This is a genomic window from Pseudomonas sp. RA_15y_Pfl2_54, from assembly GCF_963971015.1.
GTDB lineage: Bacteria > Pseudomonadota > Gammaproteobacteria > Pseudomonadales > Pseudomonadaceae > Aquipseudomonas > Aquipseudomonas baetica_A.
Map to the genome: position 1 here is coordinate 15,759 of NZ_CAXAPN010000049.1, position 19,108 is coordinate 34,866.

15 protein-coding genes and 1 pseudogene are annotated in these 19,108 nt (G+C 59.6%); 9 read left to right on the forward strand and 7 right to left on the reverse strand.

Translation table 11 applies throughout. From position 1 onward, the window contains the following. Positions 1–3: 3 nt before the first annotated feature. The 4 genes from acnD to AACY50_RS26720 all read right to left on the reverse strand — a co-directional run bounded on the left by acnD (position 4) and on the right by AACY50_RS26720 (position 5,494). Positions 4–2,598 carry a Fe/S-dependent 2-methylisocitrate dehydratase AcnD gene (gene acnD / locus AACY50_RS26705; RefSeq protein ID WP_339539581.1) on the reverse strand — a complete coding sequence of 865 codons (2,595 nt, stop codon included), beginning with the start codon at positions 2,596–2,598 and terminating at the stop codon, positions 4–6. Positions 2,599–2,716: 118 nt separating this feature from the next. Further along, the gene (gene prpC, locus AACY50_RS26710; protein ID WP_339432487.1) at positions 2,717–3,844 is read right to left on the reverse strand and encodes a bifunctional 2-methylcitrate synthase/citrate synthase; all 1,128 of its coding nucleotides are present in this window, start codon (positions 3,842–3,844) and stop codon (positions 2,717–2,719) included. Positions 3,845–3,884: 40 nt separating this feature from the next. Then, on the reverse strand, positions 3,885–4,775 hold the full coding sequence (gene prpB / locus AACY50_RS26715) for a methylisocitrate lyase (RefSeq protein WP_250603955.1): 891 nt from the start codon (positions 4,773–4,775) through the stop codon (positions 3,885–3,887). Continuing rightward, positions 4,772–5,494, reverse strand: coding sequence for a GntR family transcriptional regulator (locus AACY50_RS26720; RefSeq protein ID WP_221733954.1), 723 nt, complete (start codon positions 5,492–5,494; stop codon positions 4,772–4,774). The genes prpB and AACY50_RS26720 overlap by 4 nt, the downstream gene beginning before the upstream one ends. 291 nt (positions 5,495–5,785) lie before the next feature. Here AACY50_RS26720 and rloA point away from each other — a divergent pair, with 291 nt between their 5' ends. The 4 genes from rloA to pabB all read left to right on the forward strand — a co-directional run bounded on the left by rloA (position 5,786) and on the right by pabB (position 10,335). Beyond that, a complete protein-coding gene (gene rloA, locus AACY50_RS26725; protein ID WP_339493827.1) occupies positions 5,786–6,322 on the forward strand; it encodes a retropepsin-like aspartic peptidase RloA in 537 nt (178 codons plus the stop codon). 5 nt (positions 6,323–6,327) lie between these two features. Continuing rightward, a complete protein-coding gene (rloB, locus tag AACY50_RS26730) occupies positions 6,328–7,863 on the forward strand; it encodes an osmotic stress tolerance membrane protein RloB (protein WP_221733944.1) in 1,536 nt (511 codons plus the stop codon). Then, complete coding sequence (locus AACY50_RS26735; protein WP_339432488.1) at positions 7,863–8,849, forward strand: alpha-L-glutamate ligase-like protein; 987 nt, start codon at positions 7,863–7,865, stop codon at positions 8,847–8,849. Before rloB ends, AACY50_RS26735 begins: the two co-directional genes overlap by 1 nt. 142 nt (positions 8,850–8,991) lie before the next feature. Continuing rightward, the gene (pabB, locus tag AACY50_RS26740) at positions 8,992–10,335 is read left to right on the forward strand and encodes an aminodeoxychorismate synthase component I (protein ID WP_339464978.1); all 1,344 of its coding nucleotides are present in this window, start codon (positions 8,992–8,994) and stop codon (positions 10,333–10,335) included. Between the two features lie 92 nt (positions 10,336–10,427). Here pabB and thrH read toward each other — a convergent pair whose 3' ends face one another. Then, positions 10,428–11,045 carry a bifunctional phosphoserine phosphatase/homoserine phosphotransferase ThrH gene (gene thrH, locus AACY50_RS26745; RefSeq protein WP_339464980.1) on the reverse strand — a complete coding sequence of 206 codons (618 nt, stop codon included), beginning with the start codon at positions 11,043–11,045 and terminating at the stop codon, positions 10,428–10,430. Between the two features lie 163 nt (positions 11,046–11,208). Between thrH and AACY50_RS26750 the strand changes: the two genes are divergently transcribed. The 3 genes from AACY50_RS26750 (at position 11,209) to AACY50_RS26760 (ending at position 14,759) form a co-directional block, all read left to right on the forward strand. Beyond that, on the forward strand, positions 11,209–11,943 hold the full coding sequence (locus AACY50_RS26750; RefSeq protein ID WP_339432491.1) for a phosphoadenylyl-sulfate reductase: 735 nt from the start codon (positions 11,209–11,211) through the stop codon (positions 11,941–11,943). Between the two features lie 494 nt (positions 11,944–12,437). After that, positions 12,438–13,976, forward strand: a complete 1,539-nt coding sequence (locus AACY50_RS26755) for an NCS1 family nucleobase:cation symporter-1 (protein WP_339432492.1) — start codon at positions 12,438–12,440, stop codon at positions 13,974–13,976. Positions 13,977–14,030: 54 nt separating this feature from the next. Continuing rightward, positions 14,031–14,759 (forward strand): aspartate/glutamate racemase family protein, encoded by a 729-nt coding sequence (locus tag AACY50_RS26760; protein ID WP_339432493.1) that lies wholly within the window; start codon positions 14,031–14,033, stop codon positions 14,757–14,759. Positions 14,760–14,900: 141 nt separating this feature from the next. On the opposite strand, the gene AACY50_RS26765 is transcribed toward AACY50_RS26760, so the two are convergent. Continuing rightward, a complete protein-coding gene (locus tag AACY50_RS26765) occupies positions 14,901–15,827 on the reverse strand; it encodes a LysR family transcriptional regulator (RefSeq protein WP_339432494.1) in 927 nt (308 codons plus the stop codon). A gap of 126 nt (positions 15,828–15,953) precedes the next feature. On the opposite strand from AACY50_RS26765, the gene AACY50_RS26770 reads away from it, so the two are divergent. Then, positions 15,954–16,700, forward strand: a complete 747-nt coding sequence (locus AACY50_RS26770; protein WP_339432495.1) for a 3-oxoacyl-ACP reductase family protein — start codon at positions 15,954–15,956, stop codon at positions 16,698–16,700. Between the two features lie 74 nt (positions 16,701–16,774). On the opposite strand, the gene AACY50_RS26775 is transcribed toward AACY50_RS26770, so the two are convergent. Further along, positions 16,775–17,470, reverse strand: coding sequence for an HAD-IA family hydrolase (locus AACY50_RS26775; protein WP_339432496.1), 696 nt, complete (start codon positions 17,468–17,470; stop codon positions 16,775–16,777). 248 nt (positions 17,471–17,718) lie between these two features. Between AACY50_RS26775 and AACY50_RS26780 the strand changes: the two are divergent. Next, positions 17,719–19,108 (forward strand): annotated as a pseudogene (locus tag AACY50_RS26780) (type IV secretion protein Rhs); the annotation flags it as partial.

Consider the following 19,108-nt stretch of genomic DNA (forward strand, 5'->3'; position numbering starts at 1 on the left):
GATTTAAACGGCAACCGACGACTCTTCGAGGAAGTCCTGAGCGAAGCGCTGCAACACGCCGCCGGCCTCGTAGATCGACACTTCTTCAGCGGTGTCGAGGCGGCATGTCACCGGCACGTCGACGCGCTCGCCGTTCTTGCGATGGATCACCAGCGTCAAGTCAGCGCGCGGTGTGCGGGCGCCGATCACGTCGTAGGTTTCACTGCCGTCGATGGCCAGGGTGTGACGGTCGGTGCCCGGTTTGAACTCCAGCGGCAACACGCCCATCCCCACCAGATTGGTGCGATGGATACGTTCGAAACCTTCGGCAGCAATCGCCTCGACCCCAGCCAGACGCACCCCCTTGGCCGCCCAGTCGCGGGACGAACCCTGACCGTAATCGGCGCCGGCAATGATGATCAGTGGCTGCTTGCGCTCCATGTAGGTTTCGATGGCTTCCCACATGCGCATCACTTGGCCTTCCGGCTCGACGCGGGCCAGCGAACCCTGTTTGACCTTGCCGTTTTCCACCACCATTTCGTTGAACAGTTTCGGGTTGGCAAACGTTGCGCGTTGCGCAGTCAAGTGGTCACCCCGGTGGGTGGCGTAGGAGTTGAAGTCCTCTTCCGGCAAGCCCATTTTCGCCAGGTATTCGCCGGCGGCGCTGTTGAGCATGATCGCGTTCGACGGCGACAGGTGATCGGTGGTGATGTTGTCCGGCAGCACCGCCAGCGGGCGCATGCCCTTGAGCGGACGCGCACCCGCCAGTGCGCCTTCCCAATACGGCGGACGACGAATGTAGGTGCTCATCTCACGCCACTCGTACAGCGGCGTGACTTTCGGGCCGGTGTCTTCGTGGATGGCGAACATCGGGATGTAGACCTGACGGAACTGCTCCGGCTTGACCGAGGATTTGACCACGGCGTCGATTTCTTCGTCGCTCGGCCAGATGTCTTTGAGGCGGATTTCCTTGCCGTCGACCACGCCCAACACATCCTTCTCAATGTCGAAGCGGATGGTGCCAGCGATGGCGTACGCCACAACCAATGGCGGCGAGGCCAGGAACGCTTGCTTGGCGTAGGGGTGAATCCGGCCGTCGAAGTTGCGGTTGCCCGAAAGCACGGCCGTGGCGTACAGATCACGATCGATGATCTCTTGCTGGATCACCGGGTCCAGCGCACCCGACATGCCGTTGCAAGTCGTGCAGGCAAATGCGACGACACCGAAACCGAGTTGCTCCAGCTCCGTTGTAAGCCCCGCTTCATCGAGGTACAGCGCCACGGTTTTCGAGCCCGGGGCCAACGAGGATTTGACCCACGGCTTGCGGGTCAATCCAAGCTTGTTGGCATTGCGCGCCAGCAGGCCGGCGGCGATGACGTTGCGCGGGTTGCTGGTGTTGGTGCAACTGGTGATGGCGGCGATGATCACCGCGCCGTCGGGCATCTGCCCCGGCACCTCTTCCCACTGGCCGCTGATGCCTTTGGCCGCCAGATCGCGGGTGGCGACGCGGGCGTGCGGGTTGCTCGGGCCGGCCATGTTGCGCACGACCGAGGACAGATCAAAGGTCAAACCACGCTCGTATTGCGCACCTTTGAGGCTGTCGGCCCACAGGCCGGTGGTCTTGGCGTATTGCTCGACCAACTGCACTTGCTGGTCTTCGCGACCCGTGAGTTTCAGGTAATCGATGGTCTGCTGATCGATGTAGAACATCGCCGCCGTGGCGCCGTATTCCGGGGCCATGTTGGAGATGGTGGCGCGGTCGCCGAGGGTCAGCGCGGCAGCGCCTTCGCCGAAGAACTCCAGCCACGCCCCGACGACTTTCTGTTTGCGCAGGTATTCGGTGAGTGCCAGCACCATGTCGGTGGCGGTGATGCCCGGTTGCAGCTTGCCGGTCAATTCGACGCCGACGCTTTCCGGCAGGCGCATCCACGAGGCGCGGCCGAGCATCACACTCTCGGCTTCGAGACCGCCAACGCCGATGGCGATCACGCCCAGTGCATCAACGTGCGGGGTATGGCTGTCGGTGCCGACGCAGGTGTCCGGGAACGCCACACCGTCGCGCACCTGGATCACCGGCGACATTTTCTCCAGGTTGATCTGGTGCATGATGCCGTTACCCGGCGGGATCACGTCGACGTTCTTGAAGGCCTTTTTGGTCCAGTTGATGAAGTGGAACCGGTCTTCGTTGCGACGGTCTTCGATGGCGCGGTTTTTCTCGAACGCCTGGGCATCAAAACCGCCCGCTTCGACGGCCAGCGAGTGGTCGACGATCAGTTGCGTCGGCACCACCGGGTTGACCTGCGCCGGGTCGCCGCCTTGCAAGGCAATCGCGTCGCGCAGACCAGCGAGGTCGACCAGCGCGGTCTGGCCCAGAATGTCGTGGCACACCACACGGGCCGGAAACCACGGGAAGTCGAGGTCGCGTTTGCGTTCGATCAGTTGCTTGAGGGAATCGGTGAGCGTGGCCGGATCGCAGCGACGCACCAGGTTTTCCGCCAGCACGCGGGAGGTGTACGGCAGGGTGTCGTAACTGCCGGGCTGAATCGCCTCGACCGCCGCACGGACGTCGAAGTAATCCAGAGGACTGCCGGGCAGGTTCTTGCGAAATTCGGTGTTCATCGGGTCAGGACTCGGGTCACGGTAGTTTCAAGAGGTGAACATTGCACCGGCACTGAAGTGGACTCGGTCACACATTGGTTCCCGGTTTATCCAGTTACCGGTGCGGGAGGCCCACCATTCAGCGACGTTCGATTGGCACGAACTTGCGCTGTTCGACGCCGATGTACTCGGCGCTTGGACGGATGATGCGGTTGTTGGCACGCTGTTCGAACACATGCGCGGCCCAGCCGGTCAGGCGCGAGCAGACGAAAATCGGCGTGAACAGTTTGGTCGGGATGCCCATGAAGTGGTAAGCCGAGGCATGGTAGAAGTCGGCATTCGGGAACAGTTTTTTCTGCTCCCACATGGTCTTGTCAATGGCTTCGGAAACCGCGAACAACACCTTGTCACCCACTTCGTCAGCCAGTTTTTTCGACCAGCCCTTGATCACCTCGTTGCGCGGGTCGCTGTCCTTATAGATCGCGTGACCGAAGCCCATGATCTTGTCTTTGCGCTCAAGCATGCCGAGGGTGCCTTTGATCGCCTCTTCGGGCGATGAGAAGCGCTCGATCATTTCCATCGCCGCTTCGTTGGCACCGCCGTGCAGCGGGCCGCGCAACGAACCGATAGCGGCGGTGACGCAGGAATACAGGTCCGACAGGGTCGATGCACAAACGCGAGCGGTGAACGTCGAGGCGTTGAATTCGTGCTCGGCGTACAGAATCAGCGACACGTTCATCACTTTGACGTGCAGTTCGCTCGGTTTCTTGTCGTGCAACAGGTGAAGGAAGTGGCCGCCAATGGTGGGCTCGTCGCTGACGCAGTTGATGCGTTTACCGTCGTGGCTGAAGCGATACCAGTAGCACATGATCGCCGGGAACGCGGCCAGCAGACGGTCAGTCTTGTCGCACTGTTCGCTGAAGTCTTTCTCCGGTTCGATGTTGCCCAGGAACGAGCAACCGGTGCGCATCACGTCCATCGGATGAGCGTCGGCGGGGATGCGTTCCAGCACTTCTTTCAGCGCTTGCGGCAGGTCGCGCAGTTTGCTCAGTTTGCCCTGGTAGGCGGCAAGTTGCGCTTGGGTCGGCAGCTCGCCGTAAAGCAGCAGGTAAGCGACTTCTTCAAATTGCGCCTCTGCCGCCAGTTCACGCACGTCGTAGCCGCGATAGGTCAGCCCGGCGCCGGCCTGGCCCACGGTGGACAGTGCCGTTTGCCCGGCCACCTGGCCCCGGAGCCCGGCGCCACTGAGTACTTTTGCTTCAGCCATTGTTTTCTCCAATCTTGAATTTGTTAGGGAGTACGGCGGCTTACTTCTTCGCCGCAAACAACGCATCGAGCTTCTGCTCGAAGGTGTGGTAATCGATGCGATCGTAAAGCTCCATGCGAGTCTGCATGGTGTCGATGACATTCTGCTGCGTGCCGTCGCGGCGGATCGCGGTGTAGACGTTTTCCGCCGCTTTATTCATCGCGCGGAACGCCGACAGCGGGTACAGCACCAGCGACACGTCGGCGCCGGCCAGTTGCTCGGTGGTGTACAGCGGTGTCGAGCCGAATTCGGTGATGTTGGCCAGAATCGGCGCTTTCACGCGGTTGGCGAACAGTTTGTACATCTCAAGTTCGGTGATGGCCTCCGGGAAGATCATGTCGGCGCCGGCCTCGATGCATGCGGCAGCGCGATCCAGTGCCGACTCCAGGCCTTCGACCGCCAGCGCATCGGTACGCGCCATGATCACGAAGCTGTCGTCCGTGCGGGCATCGACGGCGGCTTTGATGCGGTCGACCATTTCCTGCTGGCTGACGATCTCTTTGTTTGGCCGATGACCGCAGCGCTTGGCGCCGACCTGATCTTCGATGTGAATCGCCGCCGCGCCGAACTTGATCATCGACTTGACGGTGCGCGCCACGTTGAAGGCTGAAGAACCGAAACCGGTATCGACATCCACCAGCAACGGCAGGTCACAGACGTCGGTGATGCGGCGAACATCGGTCAGCACGTCGTCCAGGCCGGTGATGCCCAGGTCCGGCACGCCGAGCGAGCCCGCCGCCACACCGCCACCGGACAGGTAGATCGCTTTGAAGCCGGCGCGTTTGGCCAACAGCGCGTGGTTGGCGTTGATCGCGCCCACCACCTGCAATGGATGCTCGCTGGCGACCGCGTCGCGGAAACGCTGGCCTGGAGTGTTCAGGTTGGAACTCATGACTCACCTCGTTCAGTGGCTGTCTTATCGTTGGCGCCGTCCTGGTAATGACGGGCGATATTGCGTTTCGAGGCGCCGATGTGACGGCGCATCAACAATTCCGCGAGCTCGCCGTCACGGTCGGCGATCGCATCGAGAATGCGGTGGTGTTCGGCAAAGGCCTGGCGGGGGCGATTGGGCGTGGAAGAAAACTGGATGCGGTACATGCGCACCAGTTGATAGAGCTCGCCGCAAAGCATTTGCGTGAGGGTGCGGTTGCCGCTGCCCTGAATGATGCGGTAGTGAAAGTCGAAATCGCCTTCCTGCTGGTAGTAGCCGACGCCGGCCTGAAATGCCGCGTCGCGCTCATGGGTTTCGAGCACCCGGCGCAACTCGTCGATTTCTTCGACGCTCATGCGTTCAGCCGCCAAGCGGCAAGCCATGCCTTCAAGGGATTCGCGGATTTCGTAGAGTTCCAGCAATTCGGCGTGACTGAGCGACACCACCCGCGCACCGACATGCGGCACCCGGACCAGCAGGCGCTGACCTTCCAGACGATGAATCGCCTCACGCAGCGGGCCACGACTAATGCCGTAGGTGCGCGCCAGCTCCGGCTCGGAGATTTTGCTGCCTGGAGCGATCTCGCCTTTGACGATGGCCGCCTGAATGCGCCGGAAGACGTTTTCCGAAAGCGTCTCGGAATCGTCGCCGCTGATGACCGGGGGATCGAGTTGATCCAGCATGATTGTCGACACCTTTAAATCCAATGCGGCAAAAACTAGTCAATTCGCCAGCCTCAGTCAAAGGAAAAATAGATATTGTCGACAATCGTCTAATAACCACCCTTGGACCACCCCTAGGGTTATAGACCCGCTCGGGCGCTGGCGCCATAAAATCACCGTGCTAGAATGCCGCCCGCATTTGCTGGCCATTTGTACGGCTTGTCATAAAAAGCTGATAGGCACACGAAGGGGCTTGCGCAAGTTTTGCCAAGGACCTAACCGAAAACGGAACGCTGCGCACCAGGATTTATGAGACTCAAGCCTTTCCCCACATTTATTGCTCTGTTTTGCCTGCCCGGGCTTGCCGCCGCGGGAGAAAAAACCGTGTACGGCCTCAACGAATACGCCTCGCTCGATGGCATCAATCTGCAAGTCGCGGCCAAACTCGACACGGGCGCGAAAACCGCCTCGCTGAGTGCCCGCGACATCAAACGCTTCAAACGCGACGGTGAATCCTGGGTACGTTTCTACCTGGCGATTGACGCCGCGCATTCGCACCCGATCGAACGACCGCTGGCCCGGGTCAGCAAGATCAAGCGCCGCGCCGGCGACTACGACCCGGAAGAAGGCAAGAAGTACACCGCCCGCCCGGTGATCGAGCTGGATATCTGCATGGGCACGGCGATGCGCAGCATCGAAGTGAACCTGACCGACCGAAGTGCGTTCCAATATCCGCTTTTGATCGGCTCCGAAGCCTTGAAACGTTTCGATGCGCTGGTCGACCCGAGTCTTAAATACGCTGCCGGCAAACCCGCCTGCACCATCGCCGCTCATACCGCCGAGTAATTTCCATGCGTTCTCTAACCTTTCACCTGAAAATCCTGATCACCATTCTGGTGTTGCTGGGCGTTTCGGTTACGGCCTATCAGATTTTCGTGCTCGGCATTCCGGTGACCGAAGACGCCACCGACGATTTGTGGAACATCGATGCCAAGGTCGAGTTCGTCGCCAGTGCCAAGGATCCGGTCAAAATCCAGATGTTCGTGCCGCCCCTGAGCCGCGATTACGTCAGCCTCAACGAAAGCTTCATCTCCAATAACTATGGCGTGGCCGTGAACCGCGTCGATGGCAACCGCAAGGTGACCTGGTCGGCGCGCCGGGCCAAGGGCAACCAGACCCTGTATTACCGTTTGGTGCTGACCAAGCGTTACACCTCGGAAAAATCCAAGATCAAAGGCCCGACCTTCCGCGACAGCATTGCGGTCGAAGGCCCGGAAAAAATCGCCGCCGAAGCACTGCTCGCGCCGATCCGCCAGCACTCGGCCGACGTCGAAACCTTCATTGGCGAGGCGATCAAACGCGTCAACAACCTCAACGATGACAACGTGAAACTGCTGCTGGCGGGCGATCCATCCACCGCGCACAAAGCCAAAATCGTCGAACTGTTGCTGTCTATCGCGCACGTCCCGGTTGAAAAAGTCCACACCATCCGCCTGGTTGCCGATCAACCACAAAGCCCTGAATTGTGGCTGCGCAGCTTCAATGGCAACGACTGGCTGTACTTCAACCCGGAAACCGGCGAACAAGGCCTGCCAAGCGACCGCCTGCAGTGGTGGACCGGCGATGAGAACCTGATCACCATCGACGGCGGCAAGAAAGCCAACGTGACCTTCAGCCTGAACAACAGCGAGATGAATGCGATTCGTCTGGCCAAGCTGACCGACGAAAACACCGACGCCAACTTCCTCGAATACTCGCTGTATGGCCTGCCGCTGCAAACCCAGCAAACCTTCATGATCATGGTGATGATCCCGATTGGCGTGCTGGTGATCCTGATCCTGCGCAACCTGATCGGCCTGCAGACCCTCGGCACCTTCACCCCCGTACTGATCGCCCTCGCCTTCCGCGAAACCCAGTTGGGCTTCGGCATCATCCTGTTCACCGTGATTACCGCGCTGGGCCTGTCGTTACGCTCTTATCTGGAACATCTGAAACTGCAGATGCTGCCGCGCCTGTCGGTGGTGCTGACCTTTGTCGTGGTGTTGATCGCGGCGATCAGTCTGTTCAGCCATAAGCTCGGTCTGGAGCGCGGCCTGTCGGTGGCGTTGTTCCCGATGGTGATTTTGACCATGACCATTGAGCGCCTGTCGATCACCTGGGAAGAACGTGGCGCAAGTCACGCGATGAAAGTGGCCATCGGCACGCTGTTCGCCGCGTCGCTGGCGCACTTGATCATGACCGTGCCTGAGTTGGTGTACTTCGTCTTCACCTTCCCGGCGATCCTGCTGATCATGGTGGGTTTCATGCTGGCAATGGGTCGCTATCGCGGTTATCGCCTGACCGAGCTGGTGCGTTTCAAGGCGTTCCTGAACAAGGCTGATCACTGATGTTCGGTTTCTGGAAGACCTGGAAGGCCCTGGAAGCCCGAGGCATCATGGGCATCAATCGCCGCAACGCGGACTATGTGCTCAAGTACAACAAGCGCAGTCTGTACCCGATCGTCGATGACAAGATCATCACCAAGGAGCGCGCCATCGAGGCCGGCATTCAAGTGCCAGAGCTGTATGGCGTGATCTCCACCGAGAAGGAAATCGACAAGCTCGGCGAGATCATCGACGGGCACACCGACTTCGTGATCAAACCGGCCCAAGGCGCCGGCGGTGACGGCATTATCGTGGTGGCTGACCGTTTCGAGGGACGCTATCGCACGGTGTCGGGCAAGATCCTTGCCCACGAAGAACTTGAGCATCACATCTCCAGCATCCTCACCGGCCTGTATTCGCTAGGCGGCCATCGCGATCGCGCGCTGATCGAATACCGCGTCACCCCGGACCAGATCTTCAAGAGCATCAGCTACGAAGGCGTGCCGGACATCCGCATCATCGTGCTGATGGGTTATCCGGTGATGGCGATGTTGCGCCTGCCGACCCGTCAGTCCGGCGGCAAGGCCAACCTGCACCAGGGCGCCATCGGTGTGGGTGTCGACCTGGCTACGGGCCTGACACTGCGCGGCACCTGGCTGAACAACATCATCGCCAAACACCCCGACACCACCAACGCGGTGGACGGCGTGCAACTGCCCTATTGGGACGGTTTCATGAAACTCGCCGCTGGCTGCTACGAGCTGTGCGGTCTGGGTTATATCGGCGTGGACATGGTGCTCGATCAGGAAAAAGGCCCGCTGATTCTTGAGCTGAACGCGCGGCCGGGGCTGAACATCCAGATCGCCAACGACTGCGGGCTGACGCTGCGTACCCACGCGGTGGAAGCGCGACTGGAAGAACTGAAGGCCCGTGGCGTGACAGAGTCGGTTGAAGAGCGGGTGGCGTTTACTCAGGAGATGTTCGGCCATATTCCCGCCGTCGAAGGCTGATCACCCTGTCCATGATCGTTCCCATGCGCTGCGCGGGGACGATCAGCCCCACAACCTGCCAATCACCGACATCCCCTCTAGGAGCAATTCCCGCAGAGGACTACAATCCCTACCCCGCCTCAATGGCCGATCTGCCCCGCCCATGCTGACCTGTTCCGTACACCCTCTGCCTTACCGCGCCAATCCCGCCGGATACTTCGCGGCAATCCGCAACGCCCCCGGCGCCGTGCTGCTCGACAGCGGCCGACCGAGTGCCGACCGTGGCCGTTATGACGTGCTCAGCGCCTGGCCGCTGGAACAACTGGCGGTGTGGCCGGACGAAAACGGCAGCCATTTCCTCCAGCGTCTGCGCGACAATCTGGAGCGCTTGGGCGACGCGCAATTGCCGGCGCCTTATGAGTTGCCGTTCGCCGGCGGTCTGATCGGTTACCTGAGTTATGACTTCGGCCGGCATCTGGAGAGTCTGCCGAGTCAGGCGCGCGATGATCTGCAATTACCGGATGCGCGTTTGGGCCTATACAACTGGGCGCTGATCAGCGATCACCACGCGGCCACTAGCCAATTGGTGTTTCACCCGACGCTGGCCGACAGTGAAAAACAGCGGCTGATTGCGCTGTTCAGTCAGCCGATGACGGGCTCGCTGACGCCGTTCAAACTGAACCAGCCGATGAGTCCCGACCTGTCGCCAGACGACTACCGCCAGGCGTTCGAACGCATTCAGCATTACATTCAGGCCGGCGACTGCTATCAGGTCAACTTCGCCCAGCGTTTTCGCGCGCCGTGCCAAGGCGATCCATGGCTGGCCTATTGCGCGTTGCGCGACGCCTGCCCGACGCCTTTTTCCGGTTTCCAGAGCCTGCCCGACGGCGCTGCAGTGCTGAGCCTGTCACCCGAGCGCTTCGTCAAAGTCAGCCAGCGGCAGGTCGAAACCCGCCCGATCAAGGGCACCCGCCCCCGTGGCCTGACACCTGCCGAAGACGCCGCGAATGCCTCGCAACTGCTGGCCAGCCCAAAGGATCGCGCGGAAAACCTGATGATTGTCGACTTGCTGCGCAACGATCTCGGCCGCACCTGCCGTATCGGCTCGGTACGGGTGCCGGAGTTGTTCAGCCTGGAAAGCTATCCGAATGTGCATCACCTGGTCAGCAGCGTGACGGGCGAACTGGCGCAGGATCGCGATGCACTGGACCTGATCGCCGGCAGCTTTCCCGGTGGCTCGATCACTGGTGCGCCGAAGATTCGGGCGATGCAGATCATCGACGAGCTGGAGCCAACCCGTCGCGGCTTGTATTGCGGCTCGTTGTTGTATCTGGACGTGCGTGGCGAGATGGACAGCTCCATCGCGATCCGCAGTTTATTGGTCAAGGATGGGCAGGTGTGCTGCTGGGGCGGCGGCGGGATTGTCGCGGACTCGGACTGGCAGGCGGAGTATCAGGAGTCGATTACCAAAGTGAAGGTTCTGCTCCAAACCCTGCAAAACCTCTAAAACCTCTAAAACCTTCGCGAGCAAGCCCGCGCCCACACAAGAATGCATTCCCCTGTGGCGCGGGCTTGCTGCGAAGGCGTCAGGCCTGACGACTATAGGCTCAAATCCCGGTTAGACGCCTTGAGAAATGCCTGCTTCAACTCGGCAAACGTATGCACCGCCGGGAACTGCGGAAACTCGCGAATGACATTGTCCGGTGCGTGGAACAGAATCCCGGCATCCGCCTCGCCCAGCATCGAAGTGTCATTGTACGAATCACCCGCCGCAATCACCCGATAATAGAGGCTCTTGAAGGCCAGAACCGACTGGCGTTTGGGGTCTTTCTGACGTAACTGATAGCTGCTCACCCGCCCGCTGTCGTCAGTGATCAGACGATGACAAAGCAAGGTCGGGAAGCCCAGTTGACGCATCAACGGTTGGGAGAACTCATAGAAAGTGTCCGACAGAATCACCACCTGAAAGCGCTCGCGCAGCCAGTTGACGAACTCCACTGCGCCATCCAGCGGCTTCAGCGTTGCGATCACCTCCTGAATATCCGCCAGCTTCAACCCATGCTCATCGAGGATGCGCAGACGCTGCTTCATCAGCACGTCGTAGTCGGGAATGTCCCGAGTGGTGGCCTTGAGGGATTCGATTCCGGTTTTTTCGGCGAAGGCGATCCAGATTTCCGGTACCAGCACCCCTTCAAGATCCAGGCAAGCAATTTCCACAAGACACTCCCGTTTGTATTGTTTATTGAGTCGAGCGAGCCCGAACTCTAGCGACTCAACCCCAACCACGCAACGCACAGGACGCCCCAAGCGCCGCTGCTTTTTGTTACCATCGGCGCCATATAGAGCGCCCAGCGCCACCGACCTGTAGGAAGCCGCCCTGATGAGCCCAACGTTCGACGTCGTGGACCTCGCCACGACCTATGCCAACAAATCCGCTCAAGACATCCTGAAACTCGCGTTTGCCGAGTTTGGTGATGATCTGTGGATATCTTTCAGCGGCGCCGAGGATGTGGTGCTGGTGGACATGGCCTGGAAGCTGAACAAGAACGTCAAAGTGTTCAGCCTCGACACTGGCCGCTTGCATCCGCAGACCTACCGTTTCATCGAGCAGGTGCGCGAGCACTACAAGATCGACATCGACATCGTCTCGCCGGACGCCACGAAACTGGAACCGTTCGTGAAGGAAAAAGGCCTGTTCAGTTTCTACAAGGACGGCCACGGTGAATGCTGCGGTATCCGCAAGATCGAACCGTTGCGCCGCAAACTGTCCGACGTCAAAGCCTGGGCCACCGGCCAGCGCCGTGACCAGAGCCCGGGCACCCGCAGCGCCGTGGCGGTGATGGAAATTGACAGCGCGTTCTCCACGCCGGAGCGCACCCTGTACAAGTTCAACCCCCTCGCGCAGATGACCAGCGAAGAGATCTGGGGCTATATCCGTATGCTGGAACTGCCGTACAACAGCCTGCATGAGCGCGGCTTTATCAGCATCGGCTGCGAACCGTGCACCCGCCCGGTGCTGCCAAATCAGCACGAGCGCGAAGGCCGCTGGTGGTGGGAAGAAGCCACCCAGAAAGAATGCGGGTTGCATGCCGGGAATATCATCGGCAAGGCGTAACCCACACCTTTGCATCCAGTGACATCCCCACATTTGTTATATGGCACCCTCCGAAAACGTGTACACACAACTGTCACCATCAGTGCCATTTGTGTGTGCACTTTTCATTTCTGCGACCTGAAACGTTACATCCCTCCTGCAAAGCCCTCCCTTTTGATGTCAGCCGAAATCTTGCGCAAAAAATAAATACCTGTTCAATCGGTCAATTTATATCCACTGATTTTCAGACACTTAGTCCCGTTCGATAACTTTTCGAAATGAGAGACCCATTCCATAGATCAACAACTGGCACAGATCTGGCTTTAGTGCATACATGTTTTGTATACAAAACTGCAAAACATACACACTTTCGATCCGCAAGCCTGAAGCGCCCTATCCCGTACAGGCTGCAGATGCCCCGTAACCAATGATGGTTCACTGCCGCGACGAAGATTTGTCGAGCCTGACAGCTCACGCACAGTCATCGCGGTCCTGAACATCAGGAGCCTGCCGGAATGCGTACAAGTCTCTCCAATAACGTCGCGCTGAATCTGCCCGCCTCTGTCCACGCTCAACCCTTGCCCCCTGACGGCTTGAGCGAACCGTTACAACTGAGCCCGCGTCTGCACAACAGCGATCTGGCACCGACCAAGGCCGAAGGCCGGCGCTGGGGCAAATACAGCATCTTCGCCCTGTGGACCAACGACGTGCACAACATCGCCAACTACTCGTTCGCCATCGGCCTGTATGCCTTGGGCCTGGGTGGCTGGCAGATTTTGCTGTCGCTGGGGATTGGCGCGGCACTGGTGTATTTCTTCATGAACCTGTCCGGCTACATGGGGCAGAAAACCGGGGTGCCGTTTCCGGTGATCAGCCGGATCAGTTTCGGCATCCACGGCGCGCAAATTCCTGCACTGATCCGGGCGGTGATCGCCATCGCCTGGTTCGGCATTCAGACGTATCTCGCGTCAGTGGTTTTGCGCGTGTTACTGACGGCAGTCCATCCCGGCTTCGCCGAGTACGATGACAACGCGATCCTCGGCCTGTCGACTTTGGGTTGGGTGTGCTTCGTGGCGATCTGGTTCGTGCAATTGGCGATTCTTGCCTACGGCATGGAAATGGTTCGCCGGTATGAAGCATTCGCCGGGCCGGTGATTTTGCTGACCGTCGCCGCGCTCGCCGCGTGGATGTACACGCAAGCCAACGCAACCATCGCCTGGTCGATCCGCGAACCGCTGACCGGCGGCGAGATGTGGCGCAATATTTTTGCAGGCGGCGCGTTGTGGCTGGCGATCTACGGCACGTTGATTCTCAACTTCTGCGACTTCGCCCGCTCCTCGCCGTGCCGCAAGACCATCAAGGTCGGGAATTTCTGGGGCTTGCCGGTGAATATTCTGGTGTTCGCCGCGATAACAGTCCTGCTGTGTGGCGCGCAATTCCAGATCAATGGCCGGATCATCGAAAGCCCGACCGAGATCATCGCTTCGATTCCCAACACCTTCTTTGTGGTGCTGGGTTGCCTGGCGTTCCTGATCGTCACCGTGGCGGTGAACATCATGGCCAACTTCGTCGCCCCGGCCTTCGTGCTGAGCAATCTGGCGCCCAAATACCTGACCTTTCGCCGCGCCGGGCTGATCAGCGCGACCATCGCGGTGCTGATCCTGCCGTGGAATCTCTACAACAGTCCGCTGGTGATCGTGTACTTCCTGTCGGGTTTGGGCGCCCTGCTCGGCCCGTTGTACGGGGTGATCATGGTCGACTACTGGCTGATCCGCAAAGGCCGGATCAACGTTCCTCAGCTCTACAGCGAAGACCCCAACGGCGCTTATTACTACAGCCGCGGTATCAATTGGCGCGCCGTCACGGCGTTTATTCCCGCTGCGCTGATCGCCATCGTCCTGGCGCTGGTGCCTGGTTTCCACAACGTTTCGCCCTTCTCCTGGCTGATCGGCGCCGGGATCGCCGGAATGCTTTACCTCATCATCGCCAAACGCCAACCGCACTACGCCGACGTCAGTGGCGAAGCCTTCGCCGTCGACAACGTCTGCCATTAACCCCTTCGCGGCCCGGACTTCGGGCCGCAGAACTGCCCGTTATAAGGATTTTTCATGCGCATTCTCGTGGTCAACGTCAACACCACAGATTCCATCACTCAGGCCATTGCCCGCTCGGCGCAGGCTGTCGCCTCACCCGGTACGGAAATTGTCGGCCTCACGCCGTATTTCGGTGCTGACTCGGTTGAAGGCAATTTCGAAAGCTATCTGGCGGCCATCGCCGTGATGGATCGGGTGATGTCCTACGACCAGCCGTTCGACGCCGTGATTCAGGCCGGTTATGGCGAACATGGGCGCGAAGGCTTGCAGGAACTGCTCAATGTACCGGTGGTGGATATCACTGACGCAGCCGCCAGTACGGCCATGTTCCTGGGGCACGCGTACTCGGTGGTCACCACCCTGGATCGCACCGTGCCGCTGATCGAGGATCGATTGAAATTGTCCGGTTTGTGGGACCGTTGTGCTTCAGTTCGAGCCAGTGGTTTGGCCGTTCTTGAACTGGAACACGAGCCGCAGCGCGCGCTGGAGGCGATCGTGCATCAGGCTGAACTGGCCGTGACGCAGGACAAGGCCGAAGTGATTTGCCTGGGTTGCGGCGGCATGGCCGGGCTCGATGAACAGATTCGTCGGCGTACCGGGGTGCCTGTGGTGGACGGAGTGACGGCAGCGGTGACCATCGCTGAAGCGCTGGTGCGGTTGCGGCTGTCGACGTCCAAGGTGCGGACGTATGCGACGCCGCGGCCGAAGAAAATCATTGGCTGGGCGCAGCGGTTTGCTCGCTGAGTTCACAGTCGGATATCGAGTCGACTCATTCGCGAGCAAGCTTGCACAGGTTTTGTGTGGAACGGGAGCCTTGTAAACGACACAAAACCCTGTGGCAGCGGACTTGCTCGCAAATCGGGGCAACCAGGTCTCAGGCCATGCTCAAATGGCACTGAACCGCTGCGCCAAGCCCTGCTGCGCAAACTGCTCAATCACAAAATCGACAAACGCCCGCGTCTTGCCCGGCAACAATTTATGCTCGGCGTAGTAGATCGAAATGTTGCCGTCATCGATGTACCAATCCGGCAGCACGCGCTGCAACGTGCCCGCCTGCAGATAACCCACCGCAAACGGCATGCTCACCAATGCAATTCCCAGACTTTGCGCGGCAGTCGCACAGGCCGCCTCGGAGTCGCTCATGGTCATTCGCGTCTTGAGGGTCAAGGGGCGGCAGAGCTGGCTGCCACTGCTGATCAACTGCCAGGAGCGCACTCGACCGGTTTGCGGCGAGCGAATCAGGATGCCATCGTGGTGTTGCAGGTCATCAGGCTCGACGATTGCTTTGTGACTTTCCAGATACCCCGTCGATGCCACCAACACTCGGTGCGCCGGCGCCAATTTGCGCGCGACGACACCTTGGGGCAATTCAAATCCCCCGCCAATCGCCGCATCGAAACCTTGCCCAATCAAATCGACCTGGCGGTTATCAAAATGCCAGTCAGGGTTGATCGCCGGAAATCGACGTAAAAACGCTTCCAGCAACGGCACGATGTACAAGCGCCCGAATACCGTCCCCATACTGACTTTCAAAGTCCCCGCTGGCAGGCCCTCGACACTGGCCAGATTGGCCACCGCGTTCTGGATGGTCGTCAGACTGGCACTGACCTGACTCAAAAACAGCTGCCCCGCCTCGGTCAACGTCAGGCTCCGCGTACTGCGCTGAAACAAGCGCACACCGAGCCGCGCCTCAAGCTTCGCCACGCTCTTGCCCACTGCCGCTGGCGTCAGGCTCAGGCGCCGCGCAGCCTCGGCAAAGCTGCCGACTTCGGCACTGCGCACAAAGCATTCGATACTGCTGAAGGTTTCCATGGTCGCCACTATAAACTTTTGGTTTACACAGACTATAGCAATCAGGGTCTACACGGCTGTGGATCAGAAGCCGATACTCGGTTCCAACAACAAGGCATTGCGCCTTGAATACTCTGGAGATCGAACATGTCCACTCAACACCTCAGCGGCAAAGTCGCTCTGATTCAAGGCGGTTCCCGTGGCATCGGTGCTGCCATCGTCAAACGTCTAGCCGCTGAAGGCGCTGCGGTTGCCTTCACGTATGTCAGCTCAACGGTCAAAGCCGAAGAGTTGCAAAACAGCATCACCGCCAGCGGCGGCAAAGCCTTGGCGATCAAGGCTGACAGCGCCGACGCCGCCGCCATCCGCCATGCGGTCAGCGCCACCGTCGAAGCCTTTGGTCGCCTCGACATTCTGGTCAACAACGCCGGCGTACTGGCCGTCGCCCCACTGGAAGACTTCAAACTGGAAGATTTCGACCAAACCGTGGCGATCAACATTCGCAGCGTTTTCATCGCCTCCCAGGAAGCCGCCAAACACATGGGCGAAGGTGCACGGATCATCAACATCGGCAGCACCAATGCTGACCGTATGCCCTTCGCCGGCGGCGGTGTGTATGCGATGAGCAAGTCGGCGCTGGTGGGCCTGACCAAGGGGTTGGCGCGTGATCTGGGCCCTCGTGGTATCACCGTGAACAATGTGCAACCCGGTCCGGTCGACACCGACATGAACCCTGCCAGCGGTGACTTCGCCGAAAGCCTGATTCCGTTGATGGCCGTGGGTCGTTACGGTACAGCCGAAGAAATCGCCAGCTTCGTCGCTTACCTCGCAGGGCCTGAAGCCGGTTACATCACCGGTGCCAGCCTGACCATCGACGGTGGTTTCGGCGCCTGATTTTTCTCAACCGTCTGTAAGAAAAACGCCGCCCCTCCTTTAACAGAGGGGCGGCGTTTTTTGATATCTGGCGTTCAGGCCCATTCCAGCGCCGGCAAACCACAGGCGCTCGGGATGAAGGCTTTCAACGACCGCAGAATACCGTCGGCGTGTGCGTATTTCTCATCAGCCATCGCGGCGTCGGGAATGGCAATGGCGGTCATGCCCGCGGCTTTGGCCGCGGTAACGCCAAACGGCGAATCCTCGAACACCAGACAATCCTCAGGCACGACACCCAGACGACGGGCCGCGGTCAGGAAAATATCCGGCGCCGGTTTGGCTGCGCCGACTTCCGGATCGTCCGCGGTGACGATGAAATCGAACAGTTCAAACCAGTCGCGGTGCAAGGTGGTTTTCTGGCCGAACGACTGACGCGACGAACTGGTGCCCACCGCAATCGGAATGTTGTGCGCCTTGAGGTGGCGAATCAATTCCTCAGCGCCCGGCATTGCCTGAGCCTTGGGAAAGCGCTCACGCATCAATGGCTCACGAATCACCAGAAACTCTTGGGCAGTGATCGGCAAATCGAGCGCCTGGACCACGTAATTGGCAAGGTCATTGGCGCCTCGGCCAATAATGTTCTGCTTGACGCCCCAATCGAAAGTGCGCCCGTACCGCTCGGCAATCAGCGAAGTGACCTCGGTGTAAATGCCCTCGGTGTCCAGCAGCAAACCGTCCATATCGAAAATCACGGCCTTGATCGGGCCAAACGCCTTCAGCGGTGCATTCATCATCGGATCCGTTATCAAACATATCCCAGGCGACCGGTAGCGCCGCTGCTCGGACCTGATTAAAGGGTACAGCAGCATAGCGAGCGCAACGGGCATTGAGCAACGGTCAATGTTCGTCGAAGCGACGAACTAATCGCGAGCATTTAGCGAAACGCCCTACAGGCATTGCCTACTCTCCCGACTTCTTTCCTTTTTGATCATCCGCAAAGTCCGCGCACCTCTTTTTTCACGTGCGCGAGTGACTGCGAATGCTCCAACCCGATCGGCTTCTGGCCCTGAACAACAGCATCGGCCTGCTGGTAGTTGCCGCCCTGAACCCTGAACACCCGGACTTCGAAAACCTGATCCGGGAATTTCGCCTTTGCCTGAACAACTACGATGTTTGGGCCGAACAGTTCTGGACGGGCACGGCGCTGGATGTCGAGCAGGTGTTCAAGGTCGGCAACGATGTGCAACTCAGCGCACCGATCAAATCTCGCCAGCCCATCAGCTCATCCGTGGTCATGTGTAAGGCAAGCGGCCCGTTGACCCTGGTGCACATGTTCGAGGCCGCGCAATTCGTCCCCATCGGTAATACCCCGGTGACGCTGGAGCCGGTGATCGACGATGCCAACGGGGTTTTGACGTTCGGAGACCCGATACCCCACACCATCGGCCCCAGCGGCATTCTGGAGCTGAACGACTGCGACCGGGGCCAGCGTTATCGCATCACCTTCTTTCCCGATGTCTGCGCTGAGCATGTCCGAGCGTTGTACGCCTCTTATCAAGGCATTCTCGACGACCTGGAAGTCTGGTTACGTGGGGAGTGGACGGAATTTCAGCCGCTATGGGCAGCGTTTTCCAGCGCCGGATTCATTGAGCGTTACGGTCAACTGCAGCAAGCCGACTGGCGCGGATTCGAGAACGCCCTGCACGGCGTTTGGGATGACATCAAGCAACTGTTTGCCCTGCTTGCCGACTTGCAGGCCAATAGCGAAAAGCTGCTGGAGTACCTGACCGACATTGAGCTGGACGCCCTGCTGCAAGCCTCAAGCGAGGCCATCGCTAACGGTCTGCTGATCCTCAGCGACGAGCCGCTGATGTTCATTCATCTGGCCGCATTCACCAGTTGGCTGAAAATGCTGCCGCCGCAGTACCTGGCCGAAGTGGTGGCCGAGGTTCGCGTCGAGTTGTTGATCAGCTTCCTGTTGATGCGGGTATCTGGCGGTGTCGGTGTACCGCTGCGCTTGAGCAGCAAAGTGTTGGCGAAGATCAAATCGCCACGGGCGCGGGAGTGGCTGGCGGCCTCGGCATTGCGCCTGGCTGAGCTGACCTCTGAGCCCGAACTGAGTCGGCATGCGAGCGTGCTCAAGCCGTTGGTAATCAATGCCCGTGCTGCTGAGCTGAAACCGACACCGTCAATTGCGCTGAATATTCGTCAGGCCGATTCGGTGGTTTTGACGGTGCCGAATCCAGCGCCCGTTGCACGAAAAAAGACTCATGGCATGGCGCGACTGGAGCGCCATGAGGCCCACGACGACGCCCCTAATCAGGCAAAAAACCCCAACGGTGACAGCGCCGATTGCGTGCCGTCGACCTGCACCAACGGCTGTCCGGTGTCGATGGTCACCGGCGAAGAACTGCTGACCCTCACCGATG

Bases quoted from the DNA above. Each gene is read 5' to 3' on its own strand.
- acnD (WP_339539581.1), bottom strand. From the start codon at position 2,598: ATGAACACCGAATTTCGCAAGAACCTGCCCGGCAGTCCTCTGGATTAC.
- prpC (WP_339432487.1), bottom strand. From the start codon at position 3,844: ATGGCTGAAGCAAAAGTACTCAGTGGCGCCGGGCTCCGGGGCCAGGTG.
- prpB (WP_250603955.1), bottom strand. From the start codon at position 4,775: ATGAGTTCCAACCTGAACACTCCAGGCCAGCGTTTCCGCGACGCGGTC.
- rloA (WP_339493827.1), top strand. From the start codon at position 5,786: ATGAGACTCAAGCCTTTCCCCACATTTATTGCTCTGTTTTGCCTGCCC.
- rloB (WP_221733944.1), top strand. From the start codon at position 6,328: ATGCGTTCTCTAACCTTTCACCTGAAAATCCTGATCACCATTCTGGTG.
- AACY50_RS26735 (WP_339432488.1), top strand. From the start codon at position 7,863: ATGTTCGGTTTCTGGAAGACCTGGAAGGCCCTGGAAGCCCGAGGCATC.
- pabB (WP_339464978.1), top strand. From the start codon at position 8,992: ATGCTGACCTGTTCCGTACACCCTCTGCCTTACCGCGCCAATCCCGCC.
- AACY50_RS26750 (WP_339432491.1), top strand. From the start codon at position 11,209: ATGAGCCCAACGTTCGACGTCGTGGACCTCGCCACGACCTATGCCAAC.
- AACY50_RS26755 (WP_339432492.1), top strand. From the start codon at position 12,438: ATGCGTACAAGTCTCTCCAATAACGTCGCGCTGAATCTGCCCGCCTCT.
- AACY50_RS26760 (WP_339432493.1), top strand. From the start codon at position 14,031: ATGCGCATTCTCGTGGTCAACGTCAACACCACAGATTCCATCACTCAG.
- AACY50_RS26765 (WP_339432494.1), bottom strand. From the start codon at position 15,827: ATGGAAACCTTCAGCAGTATCGAATGCTTTGTGCGCAGTGCCGAAGTC.
- AACY50_RS26770 (WP_339432495.1), top strand. From the start codon at position 15,954: ATGTCCACTCAACACCTCAGCGGCAAAGTCGCTCTGATTCAAGGCGGT.
- AACY50_RS26775 (WP_339432496.1), bottom strand. From the start codon at position 17,470: ATGAATGCACCGCTGAAGGCGTTTGGCCCGATCAAGGCCGTGATTTTC.